Source organism: Mesorhizobium sp. B2-2-3, assembly GCF_006442405.1.
GTDB lineage: Bacteria > Pseudomonadota > Alphaproteobacteria > Rhizobiales > Rhizobiaceae > Mesorhizobium.
In genome coordinates this window covers 63,048-87,985 of sequence record NZ_VFWC01000015.1, presented here as the reverse complement: position 1 = coordinate 87,985, position 24,938 = coordinate 63,048, and the positions used below count along the sequence as shown (strand labels likewise).

General features: G+C 64.9%; 20 protein-coding genes and 1 pseudogene. 6 read left to right on the top strand and 15 right to left on the bottom strand.

Annotation, left to right across the window (positions count from 1 at the left end; translation table 11 throughout):
* Positions 1 to 69: 69 nt before the first annotated feature.
* Entirely contained in the window at positions 70 to 828 is a 759-nt protein-coding gene (locus FJ951_RS24290) for a M48 family metallopeptidase (protein WP_140491150.1), read from the top strand.
* A 101-nt stretch (positions 829 to 929) separates the two neighbouring features.
* Here FJ951_RS24290 and FJ951_RS24285 read toward each other — a convergent pair whose 3' ends face one another.
* On the bottom strand, positions 930 to 1,148 hold the full coding sequence (locus FJ951_RS24285; protein WP_140491152.1) for a hypothetical protein: 219 nt from the start codon (positions 1,146 to 1,148) through the stop codon (positions 930 to 932).
* Positions 1,149 to 1,259: 111 nt separating this feature from the next.
* On the opposite strand from FJ951_RS24285, the gene FJ951_RS24280 reads away from it, so the two are divergent.
* The 5 genes from FJ951_RS24280 to FJ951_RS24260 all read left to right on the top strand — a co-directional run bounded on the left by FJ951_RS24280 (position 1,260) and on the right by FJ951_RS24260 (position 6,595).
* The gene (locus FJ951_RS24280) at positions 1,260 to 1,919 is read left to right on the top strand and encodes a phosphoribosylanthranilate isomerase (RefSeq protein WP_140491154.1); all 660 of its coding nucleotides are present in this window, start codon (positions 1,260 to 1,262) and stop codon (positions 1,917 to 1,919) included.
* 87 nt (positions 1,920 to 2,006) lie between these two features.
* Positions 2,007 to 3,257 (top strand): tryptophan synthase subunit beta, encoded by a 1,251-nt coding sequence (trpB, locus tag FJ951_RS24275; RefSeq protein ID WP_140517759.1) that lies wholly within the window; start codon positions 2,007 to 2,009, stop codon positions 3,255 to 3,257.
* Between the two features lie 2 nt (positions 3,258 to 3,259).
* Positions 3,260 to 4,099, top strand: coding sequence for a tryptophan synthase subunit alpha (gene trpA / locus FJ951_RS24270; protein ID WP_140491158.1), 840 nt, complete (start codon positions 3,260 to 3,262; stop codon positions 4,097 to 4,099).
* A gap of 181 nt (positions 4,100 to 4,280) precedes the next feature.
* Positions 4,281 to 5,207 carry an acetyl-CoA carboxylase, carboxyltransferase subunit beta gene (gene accD, locus FJ951_RS24265; RefSeq protein WP_140491161.1) on the top strand — a complete coding sequence of 309 codons (927 nt, stop codon included), beginning with the start codon at positions 4,281 to 4,283 and terminating at the stop codon, positions 5,205 to 5,207.
* A gap of 62 nt (positions 5,208 to 5,269) precedes the next feature.
* Positions 5,270 to 6,595, top strand: coding sequence for a folylpolyglutamate synthase/dihydrofolate synthase family protein (locus FJ951_RS24260; protein WP_140517758.1), 1,326 nt, complete (start codon positions 5,270 to 5,272; stop codon positions 6,593 to 6,595).
* A gap of 110 nt (positions 6,596 to 6,705) precedes the next feature.
* Here the strand turns inward: FJ951_RS24260 and FJ951_RS24255 are convergent.
* From FJ951_RS24255 to FJ951_RS24185, 14 genes and pseudogenes are all read right to left on the bottom strand, one after another.
* Positions 6,706 to 7,114 (bottom strand): annotated as a pseudogene (locus tag FJ951_RS24255) (PIN domain-containing protein).
* Positions 7,111 to 7,359, bottom strand: coding sequence for a type II toxin-antitoxin system VapB family antitoxin (locus tag FJ951_RS24250; RefSeq protein ID WP_140517757.1), 249 nt, complete (start codon positions 7,357 to 7,359; stop codon positions 7,111 to 7,113). Before FJ951_RS24250 ends, FJ951_RS24255 begins: the two are co-directional and overlap by 4 nt.
* Positions 7,360 to 7,423: 64 nt before the next feature.
* Complete coding sequence (locus FJ951_RS24245) at positions 7,424 to 7,705, bottom strand: cupin domain-containing protein (protein ID WP_140491165.1); 282 nt, start codon at positions 7,703 to 7,705, stop codon at positions 7,424 to 7,426.
* 136 nt (positions 7,706 to 7,841) lie between these two features.
* Positions 7,842 to 8,165 carry a thioredoxin gene (gene trxA, locus FJ951_RS24240; RefSeq protein ID WP_140491167.1) on the bottom strand — a complete coding sequence of 108 codons (324 nt, stop codon included), beginning with the start codon at positions 8,163 to 8,165 and terminating at the stop codon, positions 7,842 to 7,844.
* Positions 8,166 to 8,239: 74 nt separating this feature from the next.
* Positions 8,240 to 11,761: a double-strand break repair helicase AddA gene (gene addA / locus FJ951_RS24235; protein WP_140517756.1), complete on the bottom strand. Its 3,522-nt coding sequence runs from the start codon at positions 11,759 to 11,761 to the stop codon at positions 8,240 to 8,242.
* Positions 11,758 to 14,892, bottom strand: coding sequence for a double-strand break repair protein AddB (gene addB / locus FJ951_RS24230; RefSeq protein ID WP_140517755.1), 3,135 nt, complete (start codon positions 14,890 to 14,892; stop codon positions 11,758 to 11,760). Before addB ends, addA begins: the two co-directional genes overlap by 4 nt.
* On the bottom strand, positions 14,889 to 15,593 hold the full coding sequence (locus tag FJ951_RS24225) for a nucleotidyltransferase family protein (protein WP_140517791.1): 705 nt from the start codon (positions 15,591 to 15,593) through the stop codon (positions 14,889 to 14,891). The genes addB and FJ951_RS24225 overlap by 4 nt, the downstream gene beginning before the upstream one ends.
* A gap of 74 nt (positions 15,594 to 15,667) precedes the next feature.
* Entirely contained in the window at positions 15,668 to 17,179 is a 1,512-nt protein-coding gene (gene tsaE, locus FJ951_RS24220) for a tRNA (adenosine(37)-N6)-threonylcarbamoyltransferase complex ATPase subunit type 1 TsaE (RefSeq protein WP_140517754.1), read from the bottom strand.
* Positions 17,180 to 17,187: 8 nt separating this feature from the next.
* Entirely contained in the window at positions 17,188 to 19,743 is a 2,556-nt protein-coding gene (locus FJ951_RS24215; RefSeq protein ID WP_140517753.1) for a PAS domain-containing sensor histidine kinase, read from the bottom strand.
* Positions 19,744 to 19,930: 187 nt separating this feature from the next.
* Complete coding sequence (gene ahcY, locus FJ951_RS24210) at positions 19,931 to 21,331, bottom strand: adenosylhomocysteinase (RefSeq protein ID WP_140517752.1); 1,401 nt, start codon at positions 21,329 to 21,331, stop codon at positions 19,931 to 19,933.
* Positions 21,332 to 21,504: 173 nt separating this feature from the next.
* Positions 21,505 to 21,801, bottom strand: coding sequence for an HPr family phosphocarrier protein (locus FJ951_RS24205; RefSeq protein ID WP_140491179.1), 297 nt, complete (start codon positions 21,799 to 21,801; stop codon positions 21,505 to 21,507).
* Complete coding sequence (locus tag FJ951_RS24200) at positions 21,798 to 22,199, bottom strand: PTS sugar transporter subunit IIA (RefSeq protein WP_027032585.1); 402 nt, start codon at positions 22,197 to 22,199, stop codon at positions 21,798 to 21,800. The genes FJ951_RS24205 and FJ951_RS24200 overlap by 4 nt, the downstream gene beginning before the upstream one ends.
* A 164-nt stretch (positions 22,200 to 22,363) precedes the next feature.
* Positions 22,364 to 22,810: an HPr kinase/phosphorylase gene (locus FJ951_RS24190; protein ID WP_140491183.1), complete on the bottom strand. Its 447-nt coding sequence runs from the start codon at positions 22,808 to 22,810 to the stop codon at positions 22,364 to 22,366.
* Positions 22,811 to 23,020: 210 nt separating this feature from the next.
* Positions 23,021 to 24,805, bottom strand: a complete 1,785-nt coding sequence (locus FJ951_RS24185) for a sensor histidine kinase (RefSeq protein ID WP_140491185.1) — start codon at positions 24,803 to 24,805, stop codon at positions 23,021 to 23,023.
* Positions 24,806 to 24,938: the final 133 nt, after the last annotated feature.

Below are 24,938 nucleotides of genomic sequence, written 5' to 3'. Positions count from 1 at the left end.
GGCGTCGCGCGAGCGGCGCCGTTTCTTTTTTGTTCTATTCGTTTTTCTCGAATCGCGTATCGTCCGGCCATGACCCTCGGATTCTTCCGCAATCTGACGAAGCCCAAGCCCACGCCTGTCGTGGAGCGAGAATACTGCGTTGCCGGCCGCACGCTGCCGCTCAAGATCGTCGAGAGCGCCAGGGCGCGGCGTCTGACGCTGCGCATCGATTCCAGCGGCCAGGGCCTGCGTATCACCGTGCCGCCGGGCCTGCGCCGCGGCGAGGTGGAGCGGTTCCTCGATCGTCATCAGGACTGGCTGGAGCAGCGGCTGGCCAAGGTGCCGACACGGCCGCAGGTACGGCCAGGCATCAAGATACCAATCCGCGGCGTGCCGCACCGCATCGTGCATGAGCCGTCAAGGCGCGGCACCGTCACCGTGTCGCGCGACGAACGCGGCCCGCTGCTGATCGTGCATGGCGAGCGCATCCACCTGCCGCGCCGCATCGCCGATTTTTTGAAGCGCGAGGCCAAGAAGGAGATCGAGAAGCTGGTGGCCAGGCACACCGAAGCGCTTGGCAAGCGCGCCAAGGCGATCCGCTACAAGGATACGTCCAGCCGCTGGGGCTCGTGCACCTCCGAAGGCAATTTGTCCTTTTCCTGGCGCATCATGATGGCGCCGCCGCCCGTCATCAACTACCTCGTCGCGCATGAAGTAGCGCATCTGAAAGAGATGAACCACGGCCCGAAATTCTGGAAATTGTGCGAAAAGCTCTGCCCCGACACCGACCGCTGCAAGGACTGGCTGAAGCGCAATGGCGGGGCCTTGCAGGCGATCGTTTTCGAGTAGCGCAATGAAGCGTCGTACGGCGCCAGAAAATAAGCTTTTCCGCGGTGATGCTTCACACCTCCGGTCCCGCCAGCGTCTACGTTCTTACTGGGCGCACGAACTCAATCGTCATTCGCGGCGTTCAACTCTTCAGGCCGCAGCCCCTCTTCGCTATGATGCGGCCACGGTAAAAAATTCCGATCGAAGGCGTCGGTGTCGAAATAATCGAGCGCCCGATGCGCCTCGGCGCCGTTGAAGGCGGCCTTGTCCATCAAATGCGCGATCACCTCGCGCGCCTGCGCGATCTTCTGCCTGAGTTCGGCAACGGTTCTGTCAGTCATGATGTTCTCCCGCCTTGCATGCTTTCCCATGATAGGTAGCGCCTTTGGCCCTGCCGGCAAACAACATGCTTTTTCTCGACTCTGCCTCGATTTCATGTCAATTCCCGCGCCATGGCACTCGACGTCAAAATCTGCGGCTTGAAGACCGACCAGGCAATGGCCGCGGCGCTGGCCGGCGGCGCCAGCCATGTCGGCTTCATTTTCTTTGCCAAGAGCCCGCGTTACATCGAACCGGCTGCAGCCGGGCGGTTGCGCGAAGCGGCGCGCGGCAAGGCTTTGGCGGTTGCCGTTACCGTCGACGCCAACGACACCTTCCTGGACGACATCATCGACAGCATGCGCCCGGACATGCTGCAGCTGCACGGCTCGGAAACGCCCGAACGGGTGGCCGAACTGAAAGCCCGCTATGACCTGCCGGTCATGAAGGCGCTGCCGCTCAGCGAAGCCGCCGATCTCGAGCGCATCAAACCGTTCGTCGGGGTCGCGGACCGGTTCCTGTTCGACGCCAAGCCGCCGAAGGGCTCCGAGTTGCCGGGCGGCAATGGCGTTGCGTTCGACTGGCGCATCCTGACCGGCCTTGACGCCGGGCTCGATTACATGCTTTCCGGTGGGCTCAACGCCGCCAATATCGGCGATGCCCTTCGGCTTGCCAGCCCGCCCGGAATTGATATTTCCTCCGGCGTGGAAAGCGCGCCGGGCATCAAGGATCCGGCGCTGATCGAGCAGTTTTTCCGGGCCGTCAAGGCAGCGCGAGACGACCGCGCCGCCTGACCGGCTCAAACCCGAGCATGTCCCGAAAGTGGAAAACGGTTTTCGACAGGACATGCTTAAGAAAATCGAGATGCCAGGAGATCGGCGATGAACAAGCCGGCGACACTCAATTCCTTCCGCACCGGACCCGACGAACAGGGCATGTTCGGCATTTTCGGCGGTCGTTTCGTGGCCGAAACGCTGATGCCGCTGATCCTCGACCTCGAACGGCACTGGAACGAGGTCAAGGACGATCCGGATTTCAGGGCCGAGCTCACCGACCTTTCGACCCACTATGCGGGGCGGCCGTCGAAACTCTATTTCGCCGATGGCCTGACGAAATATCTTCGTGAAGTTTCCTCGGCGAAGGGCCTCGGGGGCGGTGCAAAAGTCTATTTCAAGCGCGAGGACCTGAACCATACCGGTTCGCACAAGATCAACAATTGCCTCGGCCAGATCCTGCTGGCCAAGCGCATGGGCAAGACGCGCATCATCGCCGAGACCGGGGCCGGCCAGCACGGCGTGGCGTCGGCCACGGTCGCTGCCCGTTTCGGCTTTCCCTGCGTCGTCTACATGGGTGCCACGGACGTTGCCCGCCAAAGCCCCAATGTCTTTCGCATGAAGCTGCTTGGCGCCGAAGTGCGGCCGGTGACCGCTGGCCACGGCACGCTGAAGGACGCCATGAACGAGGCGCTGCGCGACTGGGTGACCAATGTCGAGGACACTTATTACCTGATCGGCACCGCCGCCGGCCCGCACCCCTATCCGGAGCTGGTGCGCGACTTCCAGTCGGTGATCGGTTCGGAGGCGCGCGCTCAGATCCTCGAGCAGGAAGGCCGGTTGCCCGACACCATCATCGCCGCCGTCGGCGGCGGCTCCAACGCCATCGGCCTGTTCCATCCGTTCCTCGACGACAAGGATGTCCGCATCATCGGCATCGAGGCCGGCGGGCGTGGCCTCGACGGCATCGAGCACTGCGCCTCGATGAACGCCGGCGCGCCGGGCGTGCTGCATGGCAACCGCACCTATCTCCTGCAAAATGCCGACGGCCAGATCATGGACGGCCATTCGATCTCGGCCGGCCTCGATTACCCCGGCGTCGGCCCGGAGCATTCCTGGCTGCGCGACTCTGGCCGCGTCGAATATGTGCCGATCCTCGACGACGAGGCGCTGGAGGCCTTCAAGCTGACCACACGCGTCGAAGGCATCATCCCGGCGCTCGAATCGGCGCACGCCATCGCCCATGCGGTGAAGATCGTGCCCGCCATGGACAAGGACCAGATCGTCATCGTCAACCTGTCCGGCCGCGGCGACAAGGACGTGCATACGGTGGCTTCGATGCTGGGCATGGAGATCTGATCATGGTGACCCGCATCGATCGCCGCATGGCAAAGCTCAAGAACGAAGGCCGCCCGGCGCTCGTCACCTATTTCATGGGCGGCGACCCGGACTATCAGACCTCGCTGTCGATCATGAAGGCGCTGCCAACGGCCGGCGCGGACATCATCGAACTCGGCATGCCGTTCTCCGATCCGATGGCCGATGGCCCGGCGATCCAGGCCGCGGGCTTGCGGGCGCTGAAAGGCGGCCAGACGCTGGTCAAGACGCTCAAGATGGCGGCTGACTTCCGCACCGGCGACAATGAGACGCCGATCGTTCTGATGGGATACTACAACCCGATCTACATCTACGGCGTCGACCGCTTTCTCAAGGACGCATTGGCCAGCGGCATCGACGGGCTGATCGTCGTCGACCTGCCGCCGGAGATGGACGAGGAGCTGTGCATCCCGGCGCTGAAAGCCGGCATCAACTTCATCCGGCTGGCGACGCCGACCACCGACGACAAGCGCCTGCCCAAGGTGCTGCAGAACACGTCCGGCTTCGTCTATTACGTGTCGATGACCGGCATCACCGGTTCCGCGCTGGCCGACACCGGCAAGGTGGCTGCGGCGGTCAAGCGCATCAAGGGCCATACCGATCTGCCCGTCTGCGTCGGCTTCGGCGTCAAGACCGCCGAACAGGCGCGCGTCATCGGCGCCAATGCCGACGGCGTCGTCGTCGGCACCGCGATCGTCAATGCGGTCGCGAATGTGCTGGGGCCGAAGGGCGAAAAGACCGCCGACCCGGCCGAGGCCGTCGCCACGCTGGTCAGCGGCCTCGCGCAGGGCGTGCGGTTGGCCCGCCTTGCTGCCGCCGAATAGTTTTCCTACCTCAGGTCTTGTGCACGTCGCCATCCCGGGCGGCATGCGCTGGATCGGTTTGCCGTTTCACGGAAACGCCGAACCGCTCTATCTTTTTGCTTTATCGCAATTCCGGTCGGAAAACCGGTTCACACTTTTCCTGGAATTGCTCTAACTCTTCGTCAGGACAGGAGCCGAAGCGATGAACTGGATCACCAACTACGTTCGCCCGAAGATCAATTCGATGCTCGGCCGGCGCACCGACATGCCCGAGAACCTGTGGATCAAGGATCCCGAGACCGGGGAGATGGTGTTCCACAAGGATCTGGAATCCAACCAGTTCGTCATCCCGTCTTCGGGCCATCACATGAAGATCTCGGCCAAGGAGCGGCTGAAATACTTCCTCGACGACGGCAAATACGAACAGCTCGAAAATCCCAAGGTCATGCTGGACCCGCTGAAGTTCCGCGACGAGAAGCGCTACACCGACCGGTTGAAGGACGCCAAGGCCAAGACCGGCCTGGAAGATGCCATCGTCAACGCGCTGGGCACCGTAGAAGGCCTGCCGGTGGTGGTGACGGTGCAGGATTTTGCCTTCATGGGCGGTTCGCTCGGCATGGCCGCGGGCGACGCCATCGTTCATGCCTTCGAGGTGGCCGTGCAGCGCAAGCGGCCGCTGATCCTGTTTGCCGCTTCCGGCGGCGCGCGCATGCAGGAAGGCATCCTGTCGCTGATGCAATTGCCGCGCACCACGGTCGGCGTCGACCGGCTGAAGGAAGCCGGCCTTCCCTACATCGTCGTGCTGACCAATCCGACGACCGGCGGCGTCACTGCCTCCTACGCCATGCTGGGCGACGTGCATATAGCCGAGCCCGGCGCACTGATCGGCTTCGCCGGACCGCGTGTCATCGAGCAGACCATCCGGGAAAAACTGCCGGACGGCTTCCAGCGCTCCGAATATCTGATGGAGCACGGCATGGTCGACATGGTGGTGTCGCGACTGGAGATGCGCCGGACCATCGCGCGGCTCTTGAAGATGCTGCTCAAGATGCCGGAAGAGCACAAGCCCCTGGAGCCGGAAATCCTGCCGCCGGCGGTGGTCGCGACGGAAGCACGGCCGCAGGCCTGACGCGACACTCTTTGCCGCGAACCGCGATTGCGCGCGATCCATCGCGCGCTTAGGACTCCTACATGACCACGCTTGCCGCCGACCGTGAAATCGAAGCGCTGATGGCGCTTCACCCGAAAGGCTTCGACCTTTCGCTCGACCGCATTTCACGGCTGCTGGAGCGGCTGGGCAATCCTCAGGACTTGCTGCCGCCGGTGATCCACATCGCCGGTACCAACGGCAAGGGCTCCTGCGCCGCCTTCTCGCGGGCGCTTCTGGAAGCGTCCGGCCGGCTCGTGCACGTGCACACCTCGCCGCATCTGGTCAGCTGGCACGAGCGCTACCGGCTGGCGGCCGATGGCGGCGGCAGGTTGGTCGAGGACGATATCTTCGCCGAGGCCATCGCCCGCGTCGCCAAGGCCAATGGCGGCGAGAAGATCACCGTTTTCGAGATCCTCACCGCCGTCACCTTCATCCTGTTTTCGGAGCATCCGGCCGATGCCGCCATCGTCGAGGTCGGTCTCGGCGGCCGCTTCGACGCCACCAATGTCATCGCCAGGCCGGCTGTCTCGGTGATCATGCCGGTGTCGATGGACCACGAAGCCTATCTCGGCGACCGCGTCGAACTGATCGCGGCCGAGAAGGCCGGCATCATCAAGCGCGGCTGCCCGGTGGTCATCGGGGCGCAGGAAACCGAGGCGGCGCAGCAGGTGCTGATCGAAACCGCCGAGCGGCTCGGCTGCCCGACCCTGATCTATGGACAGGATTTCCTCGCCTTCGAGGAGAACGGCCGCATGGTCTATCAGGACGATGATGGCTTGATGGATCTGCCGCCGCCGCGGCTGCCCGGGCGCCACCAGTTCGCCAACGCGGCCGCCGCGATCGCCGCCGTCAAGGCAGCCGGCTTCGAGATCAGCCACCGTGCCGCCGAGAAGGCGATGACCACTGTCGCCTGGCCGGGGCGGATGCAGAAGCTGTCGCAAGGCAGGCTGACGGAACTGGCGCCGAAGGGCGCCGACATCTGGCTCGACGGCGGCCACAATCCGGGCGCCGGCGTGGTCGTCGCCGAAGCGCTGGCCGAACAGGAAGAGAAGAACCCCAGGCCGCTTTTTCTCATCTCCGGCATGATCAACACCAAGGACCAGAGCGGCTATTTCCGCGCCTTCAATGGCCTCGCCCGGCACGTCTATACCGTGCCGGTGAGCCTGAGCGACGCCAGCGTGCCGAACGACGAACTGGCGGCCCGCGCCACGGAGGCCGGGCTTACGGCCGAGCCGGTGAGTTCCGTCGCCAGCGCGCTGATGTTGCTGCGCGACACCTGGGACGGCCCGCCGCCGCGAATCCTGATCGGCGGCTCGCTCTATCTGGCTGGCGCGGTGTTGGCGGAGAACGGCACGCCGCCGACGTGACGTGGCGATAATCGGAAATCTATCCTACCCGCCGCCGGAAAACGATCTCGGCTTGGGAAAACGTCATGGCACAACGTATCAAAGACGCTTCGCGTGAATCCGTTTCAACGCTAGAAATCCCACGGTGAGATCAGGTCGAGGTTGGCCGCGCCAAAATCATTGAGGTTGCGCGTCGCCAGCCGACCACCACTTACACGCACGATCGCGGCGATCATGCCATCGGGAGCCGACATTCCACGGCCCAGGCGGCTGGCGGTTCCCATAATCTCCCCGTAAGCCAGCGCAGCCTCTTCCGTCAGCCCAAAAATCCGGTCGGCGAAGCGACAGCGCCATTGAGAAAGCCCCTGCTCCAGGCGATCCGCACGCTCATCAGGTCGGATTTTGTGAATGCCGAAAGCGACTTCAGCAATCGTCACCGTGGGCCAATTCAGCATCGTTGCGGACAAGCCAGGCGAGAACGGCTTCGTCCGGTGCCTTCTTGAGTGTCTCTGACATCACATCGGTGTCGACGAAAATCAAAGCTCGGGTCCAGCATGAACCAGGCGGCCGTCGCGGATGATTTCCTTCAGATCGATATCGACGCCACAACTGGCCGTGAGGCGGGCGTAGAAGGTGGTGGCGGGCTCGCGTCCCGCCTCACGGATCTCGTACGATTCAAGCGCCCGCTCGACGACATCTGTTATCGAGCGATTTTCGCGACGAGCAAGTCTATGAGCCAGGTCGCGTGCTTTTGCGCTACGGACCGAGAGCTGAGGTTCGGCCATCTCAAACTCCGTTGTTGGAAGATATATATACCGGTTTCCGCTGCGGTATTCGAGGCGAACGCCGCTATTTCAGCTCGATCTCAATGAAGGCATATTCGCCGTCATTGGCGCTGATGACGTCGTGCTCGACGCCTTCCCTGCGGAAATAGGGCGCGCCTTTCTTCATTTCGGCGAAGGATTCGCCGTCCTTGGTCAGAAGCTTTACCTTGCCGTCCATCAGCGGCACGACAACATAGTCGTGGCCATGGCGGTGCCAGCCGGTGTTGTCGCCCGGCTGAAAGCGGTATTCCGTGACGATGACGCGCTCATTGTCGATGAAGACGGTGGCCTTGGCGGATCCGGTCATTTTTCCTCTCCCTACATCTGCTGCCAGCAGAAGACATGGAGGCCCCGGACGTCAGGGCCAGAGCGGGCGACCAATGACGCCAACAAAAAGCCCGGCGCGATTCGGCTCGGGCTTGATGTCAGGAATTTCGGATTGATCAGGCGAGATTACCGTTGATCCAGTGCGACAGCGCGGTCTTGGGCGCGGCGCCAACCTTCACGTCGGCTCTTTCGCCGCCCTTGAAGATCATCAGCGTCGGGATCGAGCGCACGCCGAATTCCGCTGCCAGTTCGGGATTCTCGTCGATATTGAGCTTGGCGATCTTCACCTTGCTGCCGAGCTCATTGGCGATGTCTTCCAGCGCCGGCGCGATCATCTTGCAGGGACCGCACCATTCCGCCCAGAAATCCACCACGACCGGCTCCTTGGCATCGAGCACAGCGGTCTGGAAATTGTTCTTGTCGACCTTGACGGTAGCCATGCGGAAATCCTTTCGAAATTTTTCGTCGCACCAAATGTGGTGGTTGCCGCGCCCTTCTTCAAGCAGTTCTTGTGTCACGCTCGCGTGAGTCGGGCAAGAGCGTCATCCATGGCCCGAGCCGGCAGTTCGATCAGCCGCGGCGCCTCCGTGAACAGCAAGGCCGCCGTGACTTCGCGGCCGGGATAGAGCGGCCGCAGCAAGGCGCGATAGAGCGCGAGCTGCAGCAGATAGGCGGGCGGAACCTCGCCCAGCGAGGCGGGCGCCGGCCGATTGGTCTTGTAATCGATGATGGATACGCGGTCCGGCGTCACCGCCAACCTGTCGATCTTGCCGGAAATCGAGCGTTTCGTGCCCTTGACGTCGAGGCTGCCCATGACCGCCACTTCGGCGCGCGAAGAGGGTCCGAAAAGCGGCGCGAAACGCGGATCGGCAAGGATCGCCATCACCGAGGCGACCGCCTTTTCGCACTCGCCGGCCGGCCATTGCGCGCCGGCGCGGGCGAGATAGCGTTCGGCTGCGCCCTGGCGTTCGTTTTGCGCCACGCCGGGCAGCATCTGCAGCAGTTTGTGCAGCGCCAGGCCTCGCATGACGGCGAAGCCGGGTTCGGCGTCGCCATCCAGCACTGGCGAGCCGGTGTCGATGACGCTTTCCTTGCCCTCGTCGATCAGGGCGGAGGCTCCGGATGGCGACAGCGGGCGCGGCAGGTCCTCGTATGGCGGCAGCGGCTTGAACAAGATTTCGGGCGGCGGCCCGAAGTCCCGCGTCTGCCTGGCTTCGCTCTCGGCGACCGGTGCAAACGGCGGCAATCCGGTCACCTGGAAGCGATGCACTGAGACGCCGCCGCCGGCCGGATGCGGATACTCGGCACTCTCCGGCGCCCCGACCAGGGCACGGCTGACGAGCGAATGCCAGGTGCCGGTGTTCGGCGCGCGCTTGCCGTGATAACCGCAGACGATCAGCCTGTCCTCGGCCCGGGTCATGCCGACATAGAGCAGCCGCCGATACTCGTCATCGGCGAGATCGCGCGCCCTTGCCGCGGCAGCCTTCGAAATGGCGTTGGCGACGTCGCTGGCCGAACGCCAGAGAAAGCCCTTGCCGCTCCAGTTCAGCCCGGAACCCTCGAACGGCATCAGGCGCGGCAGGTGCTGATCGCTGAACGGAGCCGAACCGCCATCGACCAGGAAGACGACAGGCGCCTCGAGCCCCTTGGCTGCATGCACGGTCATGACGCGGACCTCGTCGCGGGTCTGGTCCATCTCGCGCTTGATTTCTGGGCCGGCGCTCTCCAGCGTCGACAGGAAGGCTTCCAGCCCGGGCAAGCCGGTCCGCTCCTCGGCAAGGCAGAAACTCAGGAATTCGTCGAGAATGTCCCCGGCTTCCGGCCCGAGCCGCGCAACCATCTTGCGGCGCACGCCACCGCGTGCCAGCAGGCCGGCATAGAATTCGAACACCGGCTTGAAGACGGCCTCGTTGGCCCAGATGTCGAGTTGAGCGGCGACCGCCGCGAGCGCTTCGCTTTGGCTGGCATGCTGGCGCAGGGACTCGGCCAGCGACAGGCCGGATGGTCTTTGCGCGGCCAGTGTGAAAAGCATCTCTTCCGACAGATCGAAGATCGGGCTCCGCAGCACGGCGGCGAGCGACAGATCGTCCTGCGGCTGGATCAGGAAATGGCCGAGCGCGATCAGGTCCTTGACCGCGATGTGGCCGGGCAGGCTCAACCGGTCCGCGCCGGCGACCGGGATGTCACGACGTTTCAGGGCACGCGTCAGTGCATGAACGAAGCGATCGCGCTTGCGCACCAGCACCAGCACGTCGCCAGGGCGCGGCCTCTTGCCGCGGCCTTCGATGACCTCGCCATTGCCGATCCAGCCGGCAATGGTGGCGGCGACGTTTTCGGCAACCCGAACCGCCGGCGCGCGGGCATGGTCGACTGCCTGGGTCCAGTCGTCCGGCTCGTCGACGACATCGGCGCCGATGGATGGCCAGACCTCGACATAGCCCGGTGCATCGGTGCGTATCGCCTTGTGGCTCAGCGGGTCGGGGTCATGGCTGATGCCGCGCCGCACGACCGGATCGGCGAAGACACGGTCGACAGCGGCCAGAACATCGTCGGTCGAGCGGAACGACCAGGTGAGCTTCAGATCGGCGAAGGGCGCATCGGCGTCGCGCACCTTGCTTGCGAACAGGAGCCTGCTGTCGGCGAAGGAATCCGGCGCCGCTCCCTGGAAGGAATAGATCGACTGTTTTTCGTCACCGACAGCGAAGATCGTCCGATGCGCGGTGTCGCGGGCGCCGATGCCGGCGAAGAATTCCTCGGCCAGCCGCTTCACCACCTCCCACTGGTCGGGGCTGGTGTCCTGCGCCTCGTCGAGCAGGATGTGGTCGATGCCCTGGTCGAGCTTGTATTGCACCCACGGGCCGGCATCGGGCCTGGCCAGGAGACTGACGGTGCGGGTGATCAGGTCGTTGAAGTCGAGGAACCCGCGGCCACGCTTCAACTGCTCGTAGCGGGCGACCAGCCAGTCGGCCAGCGTCAGCGCGGCGCACGTGCCCTCCAGCATCCGGAACAGGGCGAGCCGGTCGACCGTCTCGACGATTGCGGTGGTCGCCGAGAGATAGCGCTCCGCCAGGTCCGGCAGCCGGTCGAGCAGCGCCTTCTTGAAGGCCTTGGCTGGATCGTAGACGTCGCCGTCGGCCTTCAGGAAAGCCCGCGAAAGCAGCTGCAGGCGGCGCACGGGGTCGGTTTCCGCGAAAGCCAGGCGCGCATGAGGCAAGATGTTGTTGAGCACCGTCCTGGCGTCGGCGGCCTCCGCCGCCTGGGCGAAGCCGGCAAAATAATCCGGCAGGAAGCCGGGCAGCGGCCAGATGGCGGCCGCTATGCCTTCGGCGGTCTGGCCGGGGCGGAATTGGAATTCGTCGAACAGCGTCTGGAAGTTCGGGCCGCCTCGATCGATTTCACCGATGAAGGCGCCCAGTTCGTCGCGCTTGCGGACGATCTCACCCAGCAAAGCGTCGAGCCCGGCCTCGCCACCGCGCTCGAGCACGGCGGCGAAAGCTTCGGCGAGGTCCGGCCGATCCGCCGCGCTGCCCGAAATCATTTCACGGCGCGCGGCGGCGAACAACGATGCCTCCATCTGCGGGTCGAGCATCTCGAAATGCGCGGGGATGTTGGCTTCCAGCGGGAACTGGTGCAGCACCGATTCGCAGAAGGCATGAATGGTCTGGATCTTCAGGCCGCCGGGCGTTTCCAGCGCCTCGGCAAACAGGCGGCGGGCGCGGCGCATGGTTTCGCGGTCGGGCCGGCGGCCATCGAGCGCCTCGACCCTCACCGCCAATTCGGCATCGCCGAGCGCGGTCCATTCCGACAATGTCGAGAAAACCCGGTTCGACATGTTGGCGGCGGCGGCACGCGTGTAGGTCAGGCACAGTATCTTCGACGGATCGGTGCCGCGAAGCAGGAGCCGGATGACGCGCTGGGCCAGCACATGGGTCTTGCCGGACCCGGCATTGGCCGACACCCAGGCGGAATTCCTCGGATCCGAGGCGCTGGCCTGCCTAGCGGCGGTTTCGCCGGGGATGGGATAGGCTTTCTTCATGCCTCCCCTGCCTCGTCATCCGCATCGCCGCCCGCCGACCATTCGAGCACGCGGGCGAGATGGTCGTAGTCGCCGTCGGTCTCGCCTTCGCGGAACGGCAGTGCCCGCGACAGATAGCCGGCCGCCGGATCGGCATAGTGGATGAGCAATTTCTCCAGCCGCGCCCAGGCCTCCTCGGCGAGGTCCGTGGCGGTGCGTGGCTGCCGGTTGTATTCGAGGATCGATTCCTCGAAAACCTCGCCATTCGGCTTCAGCCTGACGAAAGCCAATTGCGAGGGCTCGCGCGCGCCGAGTTCCTGGAAAGCGCCGCGCCTGAGCAACGCGCCCTCCAGGGCCAGTTGCGGCGACAGCAGCGTGTGCGCCTGGGCCTTGGAAGGCGAGGAGCCGGTCTTGTAGTCCAATATGTCGGCCATGCCGCCATGGAGAAGATCGACCCGGTCGGCATAGCCCGACAGGGTGATCCCGGATTGGCCGACCATGGTCTTGCCCGCTCGCGCCTCGGCGTGGCGCCGGGCCACGGCCCCAGCGCGGCCGCGTTCCCATTCGATGATGCTGGCGGCGAGTTTTTCGAAACGCGGCCACCAGACCGCCTCGACATCGGTGGGAAGTGCTGCCTCGGCGAAGCAGGTCCGGCCGGCGGCGAGCAGGCCGGCCAGCGCATCGGGAGCATGCGGATCGGCCACGCTGCCCGAGAACAGATGCAGGATGGCGTGGAACAGCGTGCCGCGCTCGGCCGCACCCGGGTCGCGGATGACCGGGTCGAGCGGCAGCAGGCCGAGGATGCGCCTGGCATAGACGGCGTAGGGATCGCGACGCAGCGTCTCGATCTCGGTGATCGAGAAATGGGTTGGACGCAGCGCGACCGGCGGCTTCGGCTGCGGGCGCGGCGCGAAGTCCCGCCGCGGGCCGGAATCGAGCGCGCGCGCCCAGGCGATGAGTTCGTCGCCACGTTCGGCAAGCCTGGCTGCCTGGTCCTTCCCGATATAAGTGAGAATGCGCTGCAGCCAGCGCGAGGGCACGGCGGGCGCGTCGCCGGCGCGTGCGGAGCGCGACAGCACCACCTTCGCCGCCCCCATGGCCATCTGGAAATCATGTGCGGCAAGCCCAATGCGCCGTTCGGGCGGCTCCAGGTCGATGCCGGTCTTCATCAGCCGCGACATGAAGCGATCGCTTTCGGGTTTGCGCGGCCACACGCCTTCGTTCATGCCGCCTATGACCAGCGTGTCGACATTCTGCAAGCGGGCTTCCAGCGCCCCCCAGATGGCAACGTTCCTGTCTGTGCCTTGCGCCGGCTTGACCGTCTCGGGCGCGATCAGCGCCGCCATGACGTCTGGCCATTCGTCGGCGGCAAACGAGAGCGGCACGGGCGCCGCGACCAGTCCGCGCAACAGCTCGGCCAGTTTCTCGCCGGCATCGCCGGCATAGAGCGCGCCAAGCCCGCCATCGGCCGCACGGCCGAGATTTTCCAACACCACGACGCTGGCCCCGACCAGCGCGACAAGACCGGCGTCGGCCTGGCCGCGAAAGGCGGCAAGCGGCGCCAGCGCTTCGTTGAGACGTCCGAGCAAATTCCGCGCGCCTTCGATGGCGCGCACGGTCAGCCGGGCAAACCAGAAAGGCCGCCTGCTGTCGGCGCCGAGGTCAATCAGGCGGGCTTCGAACAGGTCCGGCAGCGACGCGATGTCGGGGCGGCCGGTGCCGCCGCGCAGCGCCACCAGCTCGATCAGTTCCGCCGCATGGCGAACGCTCGTCCGGTCCAGGCCAAGGGCAAGCAGGGGATGCTTGAGCAACGACAGCAGGCCGACGGGGTCACCGGGGCGGAACACCGCCTGCAACGCCAGCCCAAGCAGGCCGGCGGCGGGCGTGTTGGAAAGCGGCACACCGCCGGAATCGTCGGCGACGACGCCGAAGCGGGCGAGTTCGACCGAGACGCGGCGCGCCAGCGCCCGGTCGCCGGTAACGAGAGCCGCCTTTTGGCCGGGCTGCTCGACGGCGCGCTTGAGCGCAACGGCGATCGCCACGGCTTCATCGCGCTCGCTGGCCGCTTCCAGCAGGCTCACGCCGGAGAACGCCTGCTCGATGTCGGAGGCGGAAAAGCCGCTGCGCGTCTCGGCCCACAATTCGGTGGTCTCGGCCGGCCGCAGCGCTTCGCCCACGAGGGCGGCGCGAAGCGCGAGTTCATGTCCGGCCGCGCCTATCTCCTCGACATCGCCGCGCAGCACCCCGATGGTGCCGATCAGCTTGGCGAGGCCGTATTGCGGATGGCCGAGCACGGCCGGACGTGCGCCCGGCGCCGTGATGGCCTGGAAGGACGGCTCATCCATCGTCCGGTCGAGGCCTGGCAGCACGATGGCTCCGCCCCCCAAGCGGGCGATGGCGGCCAGCAGCTCTGCCGTGGCGGGGATGGAGCCGGTGGAACCGGCGGCGATAACCGGCCCGGCGGGCGGATTGCGCCGCAACCGCGCCGCTTCCAGCCGGAGCAGGGCGCTGCGATGCGCGGCCGGGTTGGAGAGGTTCCGTTCCCCAAGGAATTTCGGCCAGGCGTCGGTGACGATGCCGAGAAAATCAAGCGTGACCTGCCACCATCCCGCGAGATTGCCGCTCACCAGGTCAGCGAGCCGCGTCCAGTCCGTGCCTTCCGTCTCGATCTCATCCATAAGCCGGGCGAGATCGCGTGCCAGCCAGATCGCATCGGCGGTGGAGGCTGGAATGACGATCTCCTCCTCGAAAAGCGCCGCCACATGCGCCGGCAGCCGGCGTTTCCAGGCACGCACCAACGGCGCCAGCAGCAACAGGCGTTCGGTCGCCGCGATCGGCGGCGCGAGGTCGATGGCCGCCGACGCTTCCGTCTCGAACGCGGCCTCGTCCTCATCGAACTCGCCGAGCGGCCGGATGACTGGCAGAATCGCCGAACCGCCGCCGCCCCTCGCCGACAGGCTGTCGACGAAGACGCCACGCAAGGCGCGCGCGGCGCGGCGCGTCGGCACATAGATGATGACATCGGCCAAAGCGAGCGGGTCGCCATCGAAGCGAAAGCCCGGAACAAGACGCCCGGCCAGCAGCGCCTCGGCAAGCGTCGGCAGAAACGGCGCACCGGGCGGAATGGAGAAAACGCGGCCCGGGCCGCTCATTGCAACTCGGCTAGCGCGTCGGCGACCGCCGCTTCCGCGCTCGCAATAGCGTCAGGCGTGCCGACGGTGATCCAATGGCCATGCATCGGCATGCCGGACAGCCGGCCGGCGGCGATCGCCTTGTCGAAGTAGGCGTTAAGCGAATGAGGTTCCGGCAGGGCACCCTTGAAGATGCGCGGATGGACGATCGCCGCCCCGGCATAGATCAGGCCCGCCGGATCGCCCTTGGAACGCCGCAGGGTGCCGTCCGGCGCCACCAGGAAATCGGTGCTGCCGCAGTGTCCGGTCGCCTGATGGAGATCCGCCAGCATCAGCAGAATATCCATTTTCGCGGCGTCCCATGCAAGGGCGAGACGGTTGAGATTGAGCGTTCCTTGGTCGATCCAGAAGGTGTCGGCGTTGAGGATGTAGAAGGGCTGTTGGCCGAGCTCCGGCAGCGCCTTGACGATGCCGCCGGCGGAATCGAGCAACCGCTCGCTCTCGTCCGAAATGACGATCCGCGGCGCATGGCGCGCGCCGAGATGGGCGACGATCTGTTCGGGAAGATAGTGCACGTTGACGACGGCCTTGCCGATGCCGGCCGCGGCGAGACTGTCGAGGCCCCAGTCGAGCAGCGTCTTGCCGGCGATCCTGACCAGCGGCTTGGGGATCGTGTCGGTGATCGGCCGCATGCGCTTGCCGAGCCCTGCGGCAAGCACTATCGCAGTTTTGGGCACTATCGCAGTTTTGGGCACGATCGCAGTTTTGGGCACGCTCGCTGCGTCCGGTATCGATGTCACGGCGTTTGCTCCTCCAGCAGACCGTGAGCGGTATAGAACTCGCGAAGGCCGGCCAAGGCAGGATGAGACAGCGCCCGGCGCAGATAGTCGCGGATACGCGGCAAGTGCTTCAGATAATAGGGCTTGCCGTCGCGTTTTTCGAGCCGGACGAAGATGCCGAGGATCTTGGAATTGCGCTGCGCCGCCATGATCGCATAGGCCTCGAGGAATGCCGCCTCGTCAAATGGGCCGGCCGCGTGGCGGGCGGCGACATAGGCATCGAGCGTGCGTTTCTCGATGCCTGGCGGGATGGTGACGCGCGCGTCCATGGCCAGCGAGGCGACGTCGTAAGCGGCGGGGCCGATCAACGCGTCCTGGATATCGACGATACCGAGCCGGTCATGGCCGGAGCGCTCAGCGCGCCAGACGATGTTCGGCGAATGAAAGTCACGCAGCATCAGCGTGTATTGGCTGTCAGCGAGCCGGTCGAGAACCGCGTTCCACTCCTTGTGGTAGCCGACGCGCAAGGCATCGCCCGCCGGAGCGCCCGTCAGCATCGGCACGTACCAATCGACCAGCAGGTCCGCCTCGATCAGCATGGCGTCGCGGTCGAAGGGCGGCACATCGTGAAACACGCCGGGCGCGGCCTCCATCCGGTGGGGCCAGGTCTTGCCATGCATCATGGCGAGCAGTTCGGCCGCCGCCTCATAGCGCTCGGCGACCGGCCTGCCATGCCCGTCCAGGAAACCTTCGGAGCCCAGATGTTCGAGCAGCAGGAATCCCTGGTCGAGATCCTGCGCATGGATTTCGGGAACGCTGACCCCGGCGGCGAGCAGCGCGCGGTCGATGGCGGCGAAGGCTGACACCGACTGGGCGGTGTGGGCGATGACGCCATAGGGCTTGCCGTCGCGCACCGGCGGGCCCAGCACCAGCCGCGGCGAGTTCATCAGCACCCTCGCGGCGTGGCCTGGAAGCGAGACAATTTCGTAGGAGCGGGCAGAGGCATCGCCGATGAAATGGCGGCGGCTGGCCTCGCCCCATCCAGCGCCTTCGAGGAAATCACGCATGGCGAGCGACCGCGCCACCCGATCGTAGGCAGCGCCTTGCCCGGACAGTCTCGCCAATCGGCCATCGCCATGCTGGACGAGTTCGATCAACACGGCGGTCCCAGGCAAATAACCCTCGGCCCGTTCCGGCCATTCGACAAGGGCCGCGCCTTGCGCCAACGCCTCGTCGAAGCCCAGTTCATCGAGCTCGGCTGCCGAGGACAGGCGGTAGAGGTCGAAATGATGGACCGGGATGCGCGTATCGTAGCTTTGCACAAGGGTGAAGGTAGGACTCGGCACGTCGAGACCGGCATCGTCGGCCAAGGCCCTGATCAGCGCCCGCGCCAGCGTCGATTTGCCCGCGCCGAGATCGCCCTTCAGCGCCAGGACGTCGCCGGCGCGCAACGCCAGCGCCAGATCCTCACCCAGCCGCGCTGTCTGTGTTTCGTCGGCGAGTAAACGCTCGAGCATCAATGCGGCCATCGTGTGCGCTACTCGGCCGCGGCGCGGATGCCCGGCATGTCGGGAAAGGTGCAGATGACGGTCGTGCCCTTGTCCTTGCCGGTTTCGATGCGGACGCTGCCGCCATGCAGCTCGACGAAGCTCTTGACGATCGACAGTCCGAGCCCGGCGCCGCGCCGGCGGCCGCCATTGGCGCGCGGCTCGAAGCGGCGGAACACCGAGTCAAGCACGTCGGGCGGCATGCCGGGTCCATCGTCATGGACCGAGAATTCCACCCCGTCCGCCAACTGACGGCAGGCGAGCCGGATGGCGCTGGCCTCCGGCGCGTAGTTGGCGGCGTTGCTGAGCAGGTTGTAGAGGATCTGGCGGATGCGGATTTCGTCACCGTGGAAGGTCTTCGGCGCCGCGGCGGCATCGACCTCGAGCCTGATTGAATGCTCTTCCAGCCGGTCGGCAACCAGCTCGGCGGCGGCGGCGATCGTGCGGTCGACATGGACCTCGGAAATGTCGAGCTGCATGATGCCGGCATCGACCGTGGCCAGGTCGAGTATGTCGTTGACGATGGTCAAAAGCACCGAGGACGACGAGCCGACATGCTCGACATATTCGCGCTGCTTCTGCGTCAGCGGACCGGTGGCCGGCAGCGACAGCAGTTCGGTGAAGCCGATGATGTTGGTCAGCGGCGAGCGCAGTTCGTAGGACACGTGCTGGACGAATTCGTTCTTGAGCTGGTCGGATTTCTCCAGCGCCTCGTTCTTGTCCTTGAGCGCGCGTTCGACACGGACGCTGTCGGTAACGTCGACGAAGGTCATCATCACCTGCCCGTTGGGCAGGGGGATCACGGCGTAGCGCAGCACGGTGCCGTTGTTGAGCTCGGTCTGGCCGTGGCGGTCGCGGCGCTCGTCGTCGAAGCCGGTGATGGCGGCGACGAAGCCGCCCCACGGGCTGTCGATCGCTTGCAGGTCGCAAAGCTCACGGATTGCGGAAACATGGACATTGGGCCGGGCGGTTTCGGCGTCCAGGCCCCACAAAGTAGCAAATGCCGGGTTCGACAGACGCAGCCTGCCGTCGGGACCGAACACCGCCACGCCTTCGGCGAGGTTGTCGAGTGTTTCGCCCTGGACTCGCACCGCGGTGCGGTAGCGGCTTTCGAGGTCCATCTTCTCGGTCAGGTTCTCGAACACCCAGGTGACGCCGCCCTTGGGCTGCGGGTTGGCGACGACGCGGATGGTCTTGCCGTCGGGCAGGTGCCACCAATGCTCCTGGGATTCCACCGCGCGGTAGGCGCCGAGCAGGCCTTCCTTCCAGCGACGCCACTCCGGCTGCTCGGCGATCTTGCCCTCGCTGCGCAGCCGATCCAGCAGCAAAGCGTTATCGGGCGCGCTGTGCAGGAAGCCTGCATCGAGGCCCCAGAGCTTCTGGAAAGCCTGGTTGAAGAAGCGCAGCTTCTCGTCGGTGTCGAAGATCGCGACCGCCGTGTTGAGCTGGTCGAGCGTGTCGGCGTGGCTGCGCACGGTGCGCTCATATTCGCTGCGGATGGTTTCGATGGCGCTGGTGTCGCAGGCAAGCCCGGCCGAACCGTCGGCGCCGGCGAAATCGGTCACCGCGAAGACGCGGCGGTCGCCCTCGATGACCGTGGAAAGCGTCTGTTCGAAGACAGGATGGGACTTGTGCTGGGCAGCGATCGCTTCGCGCGCTTGGCCGCCGAGGAATTCCTTGGCGTCGCGGACAGCCATCTCCGCGCTTTCGGCCTCGACCGCTTCGGCATAGGCCCGGTTCACCCATCTCAGGCGGCCGTCCTCGCCGCGCAGCCATGCCGGCATCTTCAGCGCCTCGAGCAGGCCGATCATCGTATCATGGTCGGCGGCCAGCCGCTGGTTTTCGATCTTCAGCCGGGCCTGGCTGCGTTGCGTCTCGGAAAGAGAAACGAACCGCACCAGCACATGCGCCGCGCTCTTGCGGCCATGCACTTCCAGCGGAGCGCCGGTCTGCGTTTCGATGACGAGGTCGAAGGACACGGCTCTTTCGCGCAGCCCCGCGACGGCATGCTCGAGTGCCGCAGCCGAGCGCGGCATCAGCCAGCGGCCGAAGGCAAGGAAGGCGGCCCGCTCCTCGGGCGCGCCGCTTTCGACCGGCAGCGTGCCGATGAGCTCGGGTTTCTTGTTCTCCGAGGCCCAGACGACGACACGCTGGTCGCGCAAGTTGAGCAGCGCCTCCGAACGGCGCAGCGCCGCGTTGATGTCCGCGATGCGGCTCCTGAGCTCGACATTTTCGGCCGAGGTGCGCGCTCTCTCCCGGATCAGAACGATGGCCGACAGGAATGCCGCTCCCATCACTCCGACAAAGACGGCAAGCTGCACGACCTCGACCGTGCTCACCGATAGGCTTGCGGCCTCCGCACCAGCAGCCTGGGCGTGGGCCACCGTGCCGGCCAAAGGCCAGCCAAGTGCGGAGCCGGCAAGGAAAAGTCCGGCGCGCGCGCGCCATGAAGGGCGCCCGCCTCGCGTGGCGGTGCCGGTAATCCTCGAATCGTCATGGCCGCCGGAAACGGCCCGTCCCGCGCAAAGCGGGTTATCCCCCGGCATGTCTTGGTCCTCTTCGCCGCCTGAATGCAAGACCGCCCTGATGCGTACGCCGGTCCTCGTCCCCGGACCGCGAATCACAACAATAGCGCCTGCTGGAATCGGCGTGAAGAATCATTCGGCGCAAAAATAAAGCCGGGCGAAAAGTCAATCGCCCGGCGTCAATATCTGGTAGTAAATTCAGCTTTGGTTAATAGCGGTAGTGTTCCGGCTTGAACGGACCCTGCGGGGTCACGCCGATATAGGCTGCCTGTTCGCCCGACAGTTCGGTCAGGCGAGCGCCGAGCTTGTCGAGATGCAGGCGCGCGACCTTCTCGTCGAGATGCTTGGGCAGCACGTAGACCTGGTTCTGGTACTGCTCGCCCTTGGTGAACAGCTCGATCTGCGCCAGCACCTGGTTGGTGAAGGACGCCGACATGACGAAGCTTGGATGGCCGGTGGCGTTGCCGAGGTTGAGCAGGCGGCCTTCCGACAGCAAGATCATGCGCTTGCCATCGGGGAAGGTGATCATGTCGACCTGAGGCTTGACGTTGGTCCATTTCAGGTTGCGCAGCGATGCCACCTGGATCTCGTTGTCGAAGTGACCGATGTTGCCGACGATCACCATGTCCTTCATCGAACGCATGTGGTCGAGGGTGACGACATCCTTGTTGCCGGTGGTGGTGATGACGATATCGGCGGTGGGTGCGGCATCTTCGAGCGTGACGACCTCGAAGCCGTCCATCGCCGCCTGCAGGGCGCAGATCGGATCGACCTCGGTGACCTTGACGCGGGCGCCGGCGCCCTTCAGCGAGGCGGACGAGCCCTTGCCGACGTCGCCATAGCCGCAGACGACGGCGACCTTGCCGGCCATCATGGTGTCGGTGCCGCGGCGGATGCCGTCGACCAGCGATTCCTTACAGCCATATTTATTGTCGAATTTCGACTTGGTGACGGAGTCGTTGACATTGATGGCCGGGAAAGGCAGCAAGCCCTTCTTCTGCAGCTGGTAGAGCCTGTTGACGCCGGTGGTCGTCTCTTCGGTGACGCCCCGGATCGCTTCCTTCTGCTTGGTGAAGAAGCCGGGCGAAGCCTTCATGCGCTTCTTGACCTGGGCATAGAAATATTCCTCCTCCTCGCTATGCGGATTGGACAGCACGTCCTCGCCGGCCTCGGCGCGCGCGCCGATCAGGATGTACATGGTGGCGTCGCCGCCATCATCGAGGATCATGTTGGAGGTGCCGCCGTCGGCCCACTGGAAAATCCTGTCGGTGTAGTCCCAGTACTGCTCAAGCGTCTCGCCCTTGACGGCGAAGACCGGGATGCCGGCCTCGGCGATGGCAGCAGCCGCATGGTCCTGGGTCGAGAAGATGTTGCAGGAAGCCCAGCGTATATCGGCACCGAGCGCCTTCAGCGTCTCGATCAACACCGCGGTCTGGATGGTCATGTGCAGCGAGCCGGTGATGCGCGCGCCCTTGAGCGGCTTCTTGGAGCCGAATTCCTCGCGGCAGGCCATCAGGCCCGGCATTTCGGTTTCGGCGATCTCGATTTCCTTGCGGCCCCAGCCGGCAAGCGAGATGTCGGCGACCACATAGTCCTTGCTACCCGTCATGGCAGTGCTCCGATGCGAATTGTTACGCTATTGAATTGTTTGCGGATGCGCCCGCGCCGGCAGGCGCGTCGAAGGGCGCGAATTGCCCGCCTGACTAGCAGATCGGCGTCAAGACGACAATGGGATATAAAGAAATCTTTATCCCTGCATGTCTTTCATGCGGAGGTAAGGGATCAGCATTCCTCGCCGAAGCGGGACGCCACCAGCTGCTCCAGCGCATTCATGACCTCAAGCGCTTCGGGACCGCTGGCGGTGACGCGAATCGAATAGCCCGGACTTGCCGCCAGCATCATCAGGCCCATGATCGAGGTGCCGCCGACCTTGACGCCGTCCTTCTCGACGTGGACCGACGCGTTGTAGCCGCTGGCGAGCTGCACGAACTTGGCCGAGGCGCGCGCGTGCAGGCCGCGTTGATTGACGATCGGAAATTCGCGGACGATCTGGTCCTTTTCCGACGACATCGTGCTCATTTGCTGCTCAGGAGCTGGCTGGCGACATTGATGTATTTGCGCCCCGCCGCCTGCGCCTCGTCGAGGGCCGCCGCCATGTTGTCGCCCTTGCGAATCGAGGAGAGCTTGATCAGCATCGGCAAATTCATGCCGGCGATGACTTCGGTGCGGCCGGACTCCATCACGGAAATGGCAAGGTTCGAAGGCGTGCCGCCGAACATGTCGGTCAACACGATCACACCCGTCCCGGTGTCGACACGGGCGACGGCATCGACGATGTCGCGCCGGCGCTGCTCCATATCGTCGTCAGCCCCGATCGCCACGGTTTCGAAATTGTCTTGTGGCCCGACGACATGTTCCACGGCATGTCGGAACTCGGTGGCCAGTTGACCGTGCGTTACAAGCACGAGTCCGATCATTCTTTGGTGGCTCCCGTCATCGCCGCTTCACAGGCGCATTTTATGCTCGCCAGCCATTCCAGGCGGCGGGAGCGCTATCTTGTCGACGCGCGGCTCGTTGACAAGCCCAAAATTGCGCCGGCCCATGCCATTTTGACGCATTGCAGCAAAAAACCCCGGTCGCATCATAGAAAAGGCGCGATCGACAGATGCGCCATCACGGCGGGCAAGGCAGCGGCAATATTGCGTTCCGCAACGTCAATCCGCGGCACCAGGCAGCCGGCGATGTTGTCGTCGGCATCCTCCTGAAAGCGTGCCACTTCGCCGGCCGGCAAAAGCCTGACATGCAGATCGATGACGGCGCCCGCCTCAAACGGCACGGGTCGCGGACCACGCCCGGGCACCTCGACCAGGCCCTCGATCGCGGCGGGCGCGCGGCACACCAGCCGTCCCGCATGTGCCATGACGAAAAGCTGGTCGTCGCCGACGAGCCGTGAGAACAAGCCTCGCGGGTGGCAATGGTCAATGAGCGCCAGCGCCAGTGTCGTCTTGCCCGAACCGGATGCGCCGCTGACGAGAACGCCGCGCTCGCCGATCAGGATGGCCGTTGCGTGGATGTTTTCAGGCTGCATGAGCGTGCCCGCTTATGCATTTCGGAAATCCTGATCCAACCCCGTCATCTCGAGAATCTGCAGGCCTTTCAATAGTGTTCGCACCATAGTCCCGCTGTGCGGCGGATCCACGGGACAAGCCCGAGGATGACGGCCGTAAGGCCGCGATATCCGGGATCATTTTTGCATGAGGCATGATCTGATCCGAAAACCGGTTCCCACTTTTCGGGATCATGCTTCGGCCGGCAGCGTAACCACGAAGCGGGCGCCCTTGATCTCGCCTGGCTTGGTGCCGGGGATGTTCTCGGCGGTCAGCGTGCCGCCATGGGCCTCGACGATCTGCCTGGATATCGACAGGCCAAGGCCTGAATTCTGGCCGAACGCCTCGCCGGCGGGCCGGTCGGTGTAGAAACGTTCGAAGATGCGGTCGATGTTGTCGGCACGGATGCCGGGACCATTGTCATCGACGGTGAGGATGTTGAACTTGCCGGTGCGCGCCAGCGACAGGATGATGTGGCCGCGCTCCTCTGGCACGAAGGAGCGGGCGTTCTCGATCAGGTTGGTGATAACCTGGCCGATGCGCAGGTCGTGGCCGACGACGAAATAGCCCTTGACGCCCTGCGGCAGCTTGGCGACCCTGAGCTCGATCTCGACCGCCTTCTTGTTGCGCGTCGTTTCACGCGAGACGGCGACGAGGTCGGTGATGAACTTCTTCAGGTCCACGGTCCCCGCGTCATCCCGCGCCAGCTCGGCGTCGAGACGGGAGGCGTCCGAAATGTCGGTGATGAGGCGGTCCAGCCGCCTGACGTCGTGCTGGATGATCTCCATCAGCCGGCTGCGCGAATTGTCGTTCTTGGCGAGCGGCAAGGTCTCCACCGCGCTGCGCAGCGAGGTCAGCGGGTTCTTCAATTCATGGGAAACATCGGCGGCGAAGCTCTCGATCGCCTCGATGCGCGCATAGAGCGCGTTCGTCATGTCGCGCACGGCAATCGACAGATTGCCGATCTCGTCCTGACGGTCGGAGAAATCAGGAATTTCCTCGCGGCTCTTGACACCGCGCCGTACCCGCACGGCCGCCGCAGACAGCCGGCGCAGCGGATTGGCGATGGTGGAGGCCAGAAGCATCGACAGGATGGCGGTGACGAGCGCCGCGATGCCAAAGACGCGCAGGATCGCCTTGCGTTCGGCGGCGACGATCTTGTCGATGTCGCCGCCTTCGGTCGACAGCATCAACACGCCGAGAACGGCGCGGAAGCGCTGGATCGGCACCGCGACGGAAACGATCTGCTCGCCCTGTTCGCTGATCCGGACGATGGTCGACGGGCTGCCGGTCAGCGCCTTGACCACTTCCGGGAAGGCGGCGCCATTGCCGCCCGGCTGCTCGTGATAGACCGGCAGATCGGTGTTGCGGAAGAAGTCGAAGATGAACTTCTGGATGCGTTCGACAAGGTCGGGCTCTTCCTCGTCGACCGGGGGCAGATCGTACCGAAGGATCTGGCCGCGCGAATAGAGATGGCGCGAATCGAGCAGCAAATTGGCGTCGCGGTCGTAGATGCGGGCGCGGGTGCGGGTCGGCGAGATCAGCCGGCGCAGCACCGGGGCGACGCGTTCAGGATTGATCGGGAAATCCAGATTGTCGAGCTGGTCGGAGCCCGGTCCCAGGCTTTCGCCGGCCTGCAGCTCAAGCAGCTTTTCCGGATCGATGCTGATCGAATCGGTCTCGACCGTCGCCGAGGCAGCGATCGCGCCGGCGATGATCTCGCCCTGGGTCATGAGGCTTTCGACGCGGGCGTCGATCAGCCCGTCGCGGAAGGTGTTGAGATAGAGAATGCCGGTGACCAGGACTGCGAGGCCGGCGAGATTGAGGAAGAGGATACGCCGCGTCAGGCTGGAAAAGATGTGATGGCCGAGGAAGCGGCGCATGGGCACGGTGAGCTTCGACAGGAACGCGGGCATGATGCGCGCCGGCCGCCTTGCAACGCCCGCCGATCTGCTCCGCTGTGCTTCCACTGCCATCGAACAGCAGTTCCCTGCTTAGTATTAGTGAGTAGCGGGTAGCGAATAGAGAAATGGTTGGCTGAGATCGCGGCGATGCACGGGTGGCCGCTCGCACCATTCAAAACTGACTACCGACTATTCTCTATTGCCT

Bases quoted from the DNA above. Each gene is read 5' to 3' on its own strand.
- FJ951_RS24280 (WP_140491154.1), top strand. From the start codon at position 1,260: ATGGCACTCGACGTCAAAATCTGCGGCTTGAAGACCGACCAGGCAATG.
- trxA (WP_140491167.1), bottom strand. From the start codon at position 8,165: ATGGCTACCGTCAAGGTCGACAAGAACAATTTCCAGACCGCTGTGCTC.
- FJ951_RS24260 (WP_140517758.1), top strand. From the start codon at position 5,270: ATGACCACGCTTGCCGCCGACCGTGAAATCGAAGCGCTGATGGCGCTT.
- FJ951_RS24185 (WP_140491185.1), bottom strand. From the start codon at position 24,805: ATGGCAGTGGAAGCACAGCGGAGCAGATCGGCGGGCGTTGCAAGGCGG.
- addA (WP_140517756.1), bottom strand. From the start codon at position 11,761: ATGAAGAAAGCCTATCCCATCCCCGGCGAAACCGCCGCTAGGCAGGCC.
- FJ951_RS24245 (WP_140491165.1), bottom strand. From the start codon at position 7,705: ATGACCGGATCCGCCAAGGCCACCGTCTTCATCGACAATGAGCGCGTC.
- FJ951_RS24200 (WP_027032585.1), bottom strand. From the start codon at position 22,199: ATGATCGGACTCGTGCTTGTAACGCACGGTCAACTGGCCACCGAGTTC.
- ahcY (WP_140517752.1), bottom strand. From the start codon at position 21,331: ATGACGGGTAGCAAGGACTATGTGGTCGCCGACATCTCGCTTGCCGGC.
- FJ951_RS24250 (WP_140517757.1), bottom strand. From the start codon at position 7,359: ATGGCCGAACCTCAGCTCTCGGTCCGTAGCGCAAAAGCACGCGACCTG.
- addB (WP_140517755.1), bottom strand. From the start codon at position 14,892: ATGAGCGGCCCGGGCCGCGTTTTCTCCATTCCGCCCGGTGCGCCGTTT.
- FJ951_RS24205 (WP_140491179.1), bottom strand. From the start codon at position 21,801: ATGAGCACGATGTCGTCGGAAAAGGACCAGATCGTCCGCGAATTTCCG.
- FJ951_RS24285 (WP_140491152.1), bottom strand. From the start codon at position 1,148: ATGACTGACAGAACCGTTGCCGAACTCAGGCAGAAGATCGCGCAGGCG.
- FJ951_RS24190 (WP_140491183.1), bottom strand. From the start codon at position 22,810: ATGCAGCCTGAAAACATCCACGCAACGGCCATCCTGATCGGCGAGCGC.
- accD (WP_140491161.1), top strand. From the start codon at position 4,281: ATGAACTGGATCACCAACTACGTTCGCCCGAAGATCAATTCGATGCTC.
- FJ951_RS24290 (WP_140491150.1), top strand. From the start codon at position 70: ATGACCCTCGGATTCTTCCGCAATCTGACGAAGCCCAAGCCCACGCCT.
- FJ951_RS24215 (WP_140517753.1), bottom strand. From the start codon at position 19,743: ATGCCGGGGGATAACCCGCTTTGCGCGGGACGGGCCGTTTCCGGCGGC.
- trpA (WP_140491158.1), top strand. From the start codon at position 3,260: ATGGTGACCCGCATCGATCGCCGCATGGCAAAGCTCAAGAACGAAGGC.
- tsaE (WP_140517754.1), bottom strand. From the start codon at position 17,179: ATGGCCGCATTGATGCTCGAGCGTTTACTCGCCGACGAAACACAGACA.
- trpB (WP_140517759.1), top strand. From the start codon at position 2,007: ATGAACAAGCCGGCGACACTCAATTCCTTCCGCACCGGACCCGACGAA.